An 8,705-nucleotide genomic window follows, 5' to 3' on the forward strand; every position below is an offset into this window, starting at 1 on the left:
GGGCGTTCGATCAGCGAGCGGCTCATCCGCGCCCGATCCGGCAAGGCGGAGGAGGAAGGCGCCCTGGTGCTGGGCGCCGACTGACGACAACGCGGCCGGGCGGGACGCGGGGAGCCGCGAGCCGGACAGTCCTGTCCTCGGGCGCTCTAAAGGCTGAGGCCCTCGACGGCTCCGGCGAGGTCCGCGCGGATGGTGGCCTTGAGCGCGGTGGGAGCGAACGAGTGGTCGATGGCGGCCACAGCAAGATCAATTACCTGGCGCCGGGTCAGGCCCAGACCGCGCAGCGCATGCAGGTACTCATCACGCAGTGTGGTGCCGAACATCGGCGGGTCGTCGCTGTTGAGGCTGACGGGCAGACCCATTTTGATCATTGCGGACAACGGGTGCCCCGAATAGTCCGCGACGACCCCGGTACGGAGGTTCGATGTCGGGCACACCTCCAGCGGGACGTGCTGTGCCCGCAGGTGGTCGACCAGTACCGGGTCGTCGATGGCACGGATGCCGTGACCGATGCGTTCGGCGTGCAGATGCTCGAGGGAGTCCCAGATCGTGCGCGGCCCGGTGGTCTCGCCGGCATGCGGTACGCGGTGCAGCCCGGCGTCCCGCGCGGCGGTGAACACGTCCGCGAACTGCGGCCGGGGCACACCGGCCTCGGACCCGCCCAGCCCGAGCGCGATCACCGGCCCACGGTGGTTCAACGCGAACTCGATCGTCGCCTCGGCCGCGGGGCGCAGATCCATCCCGGGCAGGCCTGGGATGTCGGTGACCCACCGCAGCTGGATGCCGGTCGCCTCCTCGGCCTCCCGACGGCCCCGCTCGACCCCGTCGAAGACCTCGGCCGCGTCGATACCACGCTGGATGTGCAGGAACGGCGTGAAGGTGATCTCAGCGTACCGGACCCCCTGCGCGGCGAGCCCCAGCGCGGTCTCACGGGCCAGCAGCGCGAAGTCGTCACCGTCCCGCAGCACGCGGACGGCGGCCAGGTAGACGTCGATGAAATGGTCGAAGTCGCGGAACTCGTAGAACTTCGCCACGCCGCCAGAATCGGTTGGCAGATCGTCGATGCCGTGGCGACGGGCGAGGGTGAGCAGCGTCCGCGGGCGCATCGACCCCTCCAGGTGGACGTGCAGCTCCACCTTGGGCAACGCGTCGACGAACTCCTCGTCGCTGGCCTCGCCGCCGCCCGGCCGCCGTCCCGCCACCGTCTCGGAGCTCATGACGCGGTACCAGACGCCGCGGTACCAAGCCCCGCATCGCCCGCCCACGGGTCTGCCTGTTCTGCCTGTCGCATGTCCTGAACGATTACGGACATCCGCCCCTCGGTCAAGAACAGGTCACACCGACGGTGACGGATCTGCCACGACCCGCCCGGGGCCGAGCGATGTTTCCGCACCGGCGCGGCCTTTCGTGTTATCGCGGCGGCACGTTGACAGCGCACCCGGCCGTCCACCAGGCTCGGCTCGCGGCCCAGCAAGCAGGACAACACGGACCTACTGCGAATGATGACATCCAAAACGCCGGCAACCGCGCGGATGCGGTGGGCCGGCTCCGGTGCCGGCACCGGCTGCGCGCCGGGGGGCTTTGCGCTGGTCAATGACCCGTCCAGACCGCTGGTGGTGGACTCGTGGCTGGTGGCGGACGGACGGGTACGGGCATGGCCGGCGCACCTCGCGCGATTCAGCTCGGCGTGCGCCCGGATGACCGGCCTGCCGGCCGCGCGGTGCGTCGAGTTCATGGTGGCGTCCGTCCGCCAGATCCCCGCGACGGGCCGCTGGTTCCCGCGCGTCGAACTAGTCATGATCGATGATCAGCCCAGGCTGCAGCTCTGGCCGCGGCCCGCCCCCGCCCGCGGCGAAGCGGTGCGGCTCTGGATCTCGCCCACGGCGGATCAGCGTGTCCAGCCCACGGTGAAAGGGGTGGATCTGGACTATCTCGCGGAACTCCGCCAGGCGGCTGTTCGGGCCGGCGCCGACGAAACGCTGATCCTCTCCGCCGACGGCCGGGTCCGGGAAGGCACCACAACCAGCGTCCTCTGGTGGCGTGGCAGGACCCTCTGCCTGCCACCGGACACGCCCCATCTCCTCCCGGGAGTCACCCGCGCCGCCATCCTCGGCCTCGCCGCCACCCGTGGTATCCGCGTCCAGGAAGAGGAGAGCAGGCCGCGGGAGCTGGCTGGTCTTGAGGTATGGGCGGTCAATGCCCTGCACGGGATCCGTCCCGTACGAGGCTGGGTCGGCGCGTCGATCGATGCCGGGCCGTCACACCGGGAACGCCTGTGGAACACGCTTCTGCGCGATCAGGCGATTCCGCCGAGCGAGTGCGGGACCGCTGCCGAGGCTCCCGCCAACAGGTGATGACCAGCGCCGGGCGGGCGGGCGGGCGGGCGGGCGGACGGGCGGGCGGGCGGACGGGCGCGGCGGCGTTGCGGAAGCGGAAGACGCCGCCGCCCGCGACGCGGTCGCTCCACCAGCGATGCCGCCAGCCCGATCCCCCCCAACACTGCTGTGAGCAGCGGACGCCGGTCCACGGCATCCGCTGCTCACCCGCGTCAGGTACCGGGGACCCGGTTGCCGTTCACCGCCGGGTAGGTCCGTCCCTTCCACGCCGCTCCCCGGCCGCGCCAGTGCGCACGTGCCGAGTCCAGCGTCATCAGCACATACAGGACGGCCACCACGGGCAGAAGCACCGCATTACGAGCCGACTGGAGGTAGTAACGAATCATGGGGATGTACGTGGCGGTCATCACCGCCCACGCGCCGAGGCCCGCGGCCGCGCTCACGACGGCGGCGGTGCCGCCAGCCCCGGCCACAAGCCCGGCCAGCCCCACCACAGCCGCCAGCGGTGGCGCCACGTAGGTCAGCGCGAGGCCCGCGACGCTGCCGATGAGCAGTACGGGCGAGTGCCGGAGCTGGGTGTAGGCGCTGCGGGCGACCATCGACCACAGGTCCGCCAGCTGTGGGCACGGCCGGACGCCACGGACGCCGTCCGTGGCCGGGTCGGCGAGCCCCACCCAGATCCGCCCACCGCTGCGTTTGATCGTCCTGGCCAACGAGCAGTCGTCGATGACCGCGCGGGCGATCGAGGCGAGCCCACCGGCATGTTCCAGCGCGCCGCGGCGCAGCAGGATGGCGTGGCCGGCGGCGCCCGCGGTCCGCGTGGCCGGCCTGTTGGTCCGGCGGAACGGGTAGAGCTGCGCGAAGAAGTACACGAACGCGGGGATGAGGAGCCGTTCCCAGCGGGACCGCGCGCGCAGGAACGCCATCAGCGACGTGAGATCAAGCCCGCGGGTGGTGGCATGGTGGACGAGCCGGGCCACCGACTCGGGACCATGAGCGATGTCGGCGTCGGTGAACAGAAGCCATTCGGATTCCGGCGACGAGGCGCGGACGCCCTGCTCCATGGCCCACACCTTGCCCACCCAACCGGGCGGGCGCCCTCCGCCGGTGAGCACCTTCAGCGGGACATGAGCGCCGGCCGACCGGCCGAGCGTCCGGGCTATCTCCCCGGTACCGTCCTCGCTGGCGTCGTCGACAAGGACGACCTGGAGCGGGCCCGGATAGTTCTGACTGAGCAGGGACGGAAGAGTATAGGGGATTATGTCCGCTTCATTGCGGGCAGGAATGATCACAGTCACAGCGGGCCAACCGCCGTTCGGCTCGGCCGCGCCATCCGCTTGGGGGCTGTAGGGATCAAGCCGGGTATCGGTGCGCCAGAACATTCCGTGGCCGCCTGCGAGCACCAGCCAGACGATCAGGGAGCAGACCGCGCACGCCGCCAACATCATCACGATGATCAGCGTCGCAAATCGCGGGACCGATCGCGGGAACCTGGCGAGTGGTGTGTCCAGCCACTCTCCACCGACGACACCATTGCCAGCGCCCGTGCCAGAGTCCGCGGTCAGGTGATCACACGGTCACGTGTCACGCCCGCGACCACCGGTGGCCCGCCGGCCATAGGACCGTACGGCCACGGCTGACCGCTGTTGGTCATGATTTGTCGCGGCTGGCCCGCGCCCAGGCGCCCGGTGGAGCTGGGCCAGTCATCGCGTCGGGGCAGGCACGAGTTCCCGCTCCACACGCTCGGACACGGCGCGTACCCCGTCGATCCCGGAACGCGGGGAAGGCCGCCCCGGTTCGCCCTGCTGCCAGTCCGCCGGTAAGAACGGCCGGTAACGTCGGTCCGCCCGGTCAACGCCCCCGGTCAATGCCCAGGAGGTATCGGTGTCAGGTTCACAGGACGCGCCACCGGCGCACGAGGCTTCCCCGACGTACGAACGGGCGCGGGCGGAGCTGGAGGAGGTCGTCCACCGGCTGGAGGCCGGCGGCATCACCCTGGAGGAGTCGCTCACGCTGTGGGAACGCGGTGAGGCGCTGACAAGGACGTGCCAGGCCTTCCTCGACGGCGCCCGCGCCCGCCTCGACACGGCCCGGCACGCAGCCGCACCGGCCAGCGGCGGCCAGCCCGAAGACGCGCAGGCGGACGCCTGACAGCGGCCGCCATCAAGATCATTCTATCGATATGTCACGACAGCCGCTGAGGCCCGTCGTTGGGAACACGCAGGGGGCCGCTGGGAACACGCAGCGAGGCGGCCAGCGTCCCCAGGTCGGTGAGCGAAGCGCCGCTGCGCCCACCGCCGTCGGAGACGATCAGAATGACGTCACCAACCTGACGGGTCAGCGCCAGGTGGCCGGCATCATCCCGCCGCTCCTGCCACGGCGCCCCCGCCAGGTCAACAGTCCCCGTCACCGGCCGGTCCGCCAGGACCCGTTTGACGGCGTCCCCCGCATTGCCCTGGTTGAGCTGTGCGTACGTACGGTTACCCGGACGGTCGACGACATAACCGATGCGCAGCTCGATCACGTCCGCGCGGGACGCGCCAGGCGGCGCTTCCGTCCGGATCGACGTGGCCTTCCAGTAGCCGGGCAGGCCCGTCGGTTCCGCGACGCCGAACGGTGCCACCCGCGCGAAGGCGGCCAGCGGGGCGGCTGTGTCCACGGCGACCACCGAGTCCGCGTCACCCCTCGGCATGAACAGGGTGAACAGCGCCACGCCGGCCATCACCACGCCAAGGGACAGCAGCATGTCCCGGATCGTCTCCTGACCGCGTCTTCGTGCCATCCGTCCATCCTGACGTCCCGCCGTGGGCCCAGCCCGACAGGGCCGTCGATCCGAGCGGCAACGAGTGCCAAATCATTACAAACCCGTGATTTGGGAAACGACCTGAGCCAGGTAAGACGAAAGGGCCGGTCAAGCCAGCCACAAAAAACAACAGAAGGAAAATAAACACATAAGAGCGCCCGGCACGCCCCCTCCGCGCGCCGGGCGCTCTCCTCCCGTAAACAGTTCGACGCACAGCGGGCCGCCAGCGTTGCACCAGGAAGAAGCACAATTCTGTCCACCACCCGACACCCAGCATCCGGTGTCCGGTACCCGATGAACACATGACAGCTCCGACCGTCCCGAAAGCATCCGAAAAACACCAAAACGCCGCATATACGAAAATCCTGGACGGTTCGGTGTGCTGGCCGCGGCGGTGGCGGGCGGCTGGACGCGCGTGCAACTACCCTCGGATGCGTGGCAGCAGACAGCACTCTTCCTGATCCTCTCGTCGTCCAGGGGCAGGCCCCCGACCGCAACCTGGCCCTCGAGCTCGTCCGGGTCACCGAGGCGGCCGCGCTCGCCGCCGCCCGATGGGTCGGGCGCGGTGACAAGAACGGCGCGGACCAAGCCGCCGTCGATGCCATGCGGCGGCTCGTCGGCACCGTGTCGATGCGCGGGATCGTCGTCATCGGTGAGGGCGAGAAGGACGAAGCCCCGATGCTCTTCAATGGGGAGGACGTCGGCTCGGGCGAAGGTCCCGAATGCGACGTCGCCGTCGACCCGGTGGACGGCACCACCCTCACCGCCAAGGGAATGAACAATGCGATCGCGGTGATGGCCGTGTCCGAGCGTGGATCCATGTACGACGCGAGCGCCTGCTTCTATATGGAAAAGCTGGTCACAGGCCCCGAAGCCGCCGGCATGGTGGACATCACCGCACCGGTCGAGGAGAATATCCGTGCCGTCGCCAAAGCCAAGGGCGTGCATCCGCGGGATGTGACCGTTATCGTCCTGGAACGCCCACGCCATGCCGAGCTGATCGAACAGATCCGCGCCGCCGGCGCCCGGGTGAAGCTCATCTCCGACGGGGACGTGGCCGGCGCGGTGATGGCCGCGTCCGCCGACACCGGCGCCGACCTGTTGCTGGGCATTGGCGGCACCCCCGAAGGGATCATTGCCGCGTGCGCGGTGGCCTGTATCGGCGGCGTCATCCAGGGACGGCTCTGGCCGCGAGATCCTGACGAACAGCGGAAGGTCTTCGATGCCGGTCATGACCCCAGACGTGTCCTCACCACCCGTGAACTCGTGGACAGCGACAACGTCTTCTTCGTCGCCACCGGCATCACAGACGGCGAGCTGCTGGCCGGGGTCCGGTACCGGCCTGGTGGGGCGAACACGTCGTCCCTGGTCATGCGGTCACGCAGTGGGACCGTCCGCCGGGTCGACAGCCAGCACCAGTTGACCAAGCTCCAGGCCTATTCCACGGTGCCGTTCTGAGCGGGGCGAGGACCCTGCGCGGGATGGTGCGGCCAGGCGGATCGACGCCGGGCGGGCTGGCTACGCCGTTGCCGATCCGGGCGGTCACCGGCGCGGCCCGCGTGGTCAACGCGGCGGTCGTTCGCCTGGACAGGCCTGGTCCCCATGGGCGCGCCACCGAGGTTGCCGCCTTGCCCGCCGCCGCCCGGCGCTTTGTCCGCCATCCCCGCCCACCGGTGCTGCTGGGCACCGTCGGGAGCCTTGTGGCCGTACGCCTCGCCCGCGGCCGATTCGGGCGAGGCGACGCCCTGATCGCGGTGTCGATGATGGCCGCGCAGCCGTTCGTGGAATGGGCGGTGCATCGGGAGATCCTGCATGCCGAGCCGAGCAGCCCGATCGGCCGTGTCTTCTACCAGGCCGCCGGCTGGGGGCACGAGCAGCATCACCGTGACCCGACGAACATGGACACGATGTTCGTGCGCCCCCAGGAGGTCCTCGCCGGCGGCACCGCCGCCCTCGCCGCAGCCGTTCACGGATCGCCTCAGGCGGCCACCGCGACGCTGTGCGCGGCCGTGGGCCTGCTCGTCTACGACTGGACCCATTTCCTCATCCACAGCGGCTATCAGCCTCGGAGCCGGATATACCGACGGCTCTGGCGCAACCATCGCCTGCACCACTTCCGCAACGAGCGTTACTGGCTGGGCGTCACATCCAGTATCGGCGACATCGTGCTGGGAACCAGCCCGCCCCGCGACATGGTCCCGATCTCGGCCACCGCGACGCACGCGCCTACCCGGTGAGCCGCGGCGGAGCCGCCCATATCCGTACCTGATCGACATACATGGTGACTGTCGTCGGCGTCCGGCTGTTCCGGCACGGGATCGCGCCGGTGCAGCCCTTGTCCAGCTGTAGCGCCAGGTGCATCGCCGATGTCGACGGGATCGGGTTGACCGCGCCCGGAACGGCTGGCGTGGTCACCGTCCACTCCGGCACGCCGTTGAGATAGAAGGTGATCGACCGGGGCAGCCACTCGACCGCGATGGTTTGCCACTGAGTGTAATCACCAGGCAGATAGTGCCACTCAACATGGTTGCGCGGACCGTTGTGGACGAAGCTCGACGCGCCCTGGCGGTTTCCGTTAATTGCCTCCAGCAGGTCGATCTCACCGTCGGTGGGCCAGTTGCCCGACGCCGGCCACAGCAGTATCACCCCCGAGTAGCCATCGCCACGCTCCACCCGGACGCGGGCCTCCCAACGGCCGTACCGCAGGTTCATCTTGTTCGCGATCCCAGCGCCCAGATCCCGGCCAGCGCTGTCGAAGCCCCCGGTGAGGCGCAGTGCGCCACCCGCGACCGTGGCCCGCGCCGCCGACCTGGGGAAAGGTTCCGCGTTCGGCTTGTCGTAGACCCACCAGTTTGTGGGGTCAACGTCCTTGCCGTCGAACCGCTCGACGAACAGCGGCGCGCCCCAGGCATCCGCCGAGGCAGACCGCGAACCGTCACCAACCGTCGGCCCACTGCTCGCCGGGCCGCTGCTCGCCGGCCCACTGCTCGCCGGGCCGCTGCTCGCCGGGCCGCTACCGAGCAGGGCGCCGTCCGTGCACGCCACGGCAGCGCTGGCGACTACCACCGAAACCGCGATCAGTGGCAGAAGAATGCGGAGTCTGGTGTGCATATGGCGACAACCCAACATCCGGGCGGGACAGCCCTGCACCGACCCGCACAACCGGCTTTCCTGTCGCCATCGACGCTAACACGGAGCGTAATCGACTCACCATGCAGTACACACGTTTCGTGATGACGAAAATCAACTCAAGATCGACGATCGCCATCCGGCCGCCGCGGCCTGCTGCTCGCCAGGTCGGCGCACAGCCGTTTTTGTGCTGCCCAGGAGGGTGCCTACCTGATTGAAATGGCGGGCGCGGGGCATAGTTGGGTAACACCGTCGCCCTCCTGTACCCCTAGTTCTCGGGAGGACACACGGCAACGGGCATCAGGCCCGGTCGAACCTGCCATCGCGGGCACCCGCCAGCAACGGATCCCGTTTCTCCAGGATATAGAAAAGGACCGGGCTCGCGTCGCCCAGCTTAGAGCGACCGGCAATAGGGGACGCGGCGTCGCGGACAGCCT

The 8,705-nt window shown here is 69.5% G+C and carries 8 protein-coding genes; 4 read left to right on the forward strand and 4 right to left on the reverse strand.

Annotated features, from left to right (window positions below; translation table 11 throughout):
* Window positions 1-146: 146 nt before the first annotated feature.
* Window positions 147-1,217 carry an adenosine deaminase gene (gene add / locus MJ797_RS10235; RefSeq protein ID WP_239334074.1) on the reverse strand — a complete coding sequence of 357 codons (1,071 nt, stop codon included), beginning with the start codon at window positions 1,215-1,217 and terminating at the stop codon, window positions 147-149.
* Window positions 1,218-1,499: 282 nt separating this feature from the next.
* Between add and MJ797_RS10240 the strand changes: the two genes are divergently transcribed.
* Window positions 1,500-2,354 carry an aminotransferase class IV gene (locus MJ797_RS10240; RefSeq protein WP_239334076.1) on the forward strand — a complete coding sequence of 285 codons (855 nt, stop codon included), beginning with the start codon at window positions 1,500-1,502 and terminating at the stop codon, window positions 2,352-2,354.
* Between the two features lie 194 nt (window positions 2,355-2,548).
* On the opposite strand, the gene MJ797_RS10245 is transcribed toward MJ797_RS10240, so the two are convergent.
* Entirely contained in the window at window positions 2,549-3,784 is a 1,236-nt protein-coding gene (locus MJ797_RS10245) for a glycosyltransferase (protein WP_239334127.1), read from the reverse strand.
* 436 nt (window positions 3,785-4,220) lie between these two features.
* On the opposite strand from MJ797_RS10245, the gene MJ797_RS10250 reads away from it, so the two are divergent.
* Window positions 4,221-4,487, forward strand: a complete 267-nt coding sequence (locus MJ797_RS10250; protein WP_239334078.1) for an exodeoxyribonuclease VII small subunit — start codon at window positions 4,221-4,223, stop codon at window positions 4,485-4,487.
* A 34-nt stretch (window positions 4,488-4,521) separates the two neighbouring features.
* Here MJ797_RS10250 and MJ797_RS10255 read toward each other — a convergent pair whose 3' ends face one another.
* Window positions 4,522-5,118, reverse strand: a complete 597-nt coding sequence (locus MJ797_RS10255) for a DUF4245 domain-containing protein (RefSeq protein ID WP_239334080.1) — start codon at window positions 5,116-5,118, stop codon at window positions 4,522-4,524.
* A 456-nt stretch (window positions 5,119-5,574) separates the two neighbouring features.
* Between MJ797_RS10255 and glpX the strand changes: the two genes are divergently transcribed.
* Together glpX and MJ797_RS10265 are read left to right on the forward strand one after the other, a co-directional pair.
* On the forward strand, window positions 5,575-6,597 hold the full coding sequence (gene glpX / locus MJ797_RS10260) for a class II fructose-bisphosphatase (RefSeq protein WP_239334081.1): 1,023 nt from the start codon (window positions 5,575-5,577) through the stop codon (window positions 6,595-6,597).
* Between the two features lie 23 nt (window positions 6,598-6,620).
* A complete protein-coding gene (locus MJ797_RS10265) occupies window positions 6,621-7,376 on the forward strand; it encodes a sterol desaturase family protein (RefSeq protein WP_239334082.1) in 756 nt (251 codons plus the stop codon).
* Here MJ797_RS10265 and MJ797_RS10270 read toward each other — a convergent pair.
* Window positions 7,366-8,250 carry a family 16 glycosylhydrolase gene (locus MJ797_RS10270; RefSeq protein WP_239334083.1) on the reverse strand — a complete coding sequence of 295 codons (885 nt, stop codon included), beginning with the start codon at window positions 8,248-8,250 and terminating at the stop codon, window positions 7,366-7,368. The two genes, MJ797_RS10265 and MJ797_RS10270, sit on opposite strands and share 11 nt — an antisense overlap.
* Window positions 8,251-8,705 lie beyond the last annotated feature (455 nt).

This window comes from Protofrankia sp. CiP3 (genome assembly GCF_917627345.1).
In the GTDB taxonomy this organism is placed as follows: Bacteria; Actinomycetota; Actinomycetes; order Frankiales; family Frankiaceae; genus Protofrankia.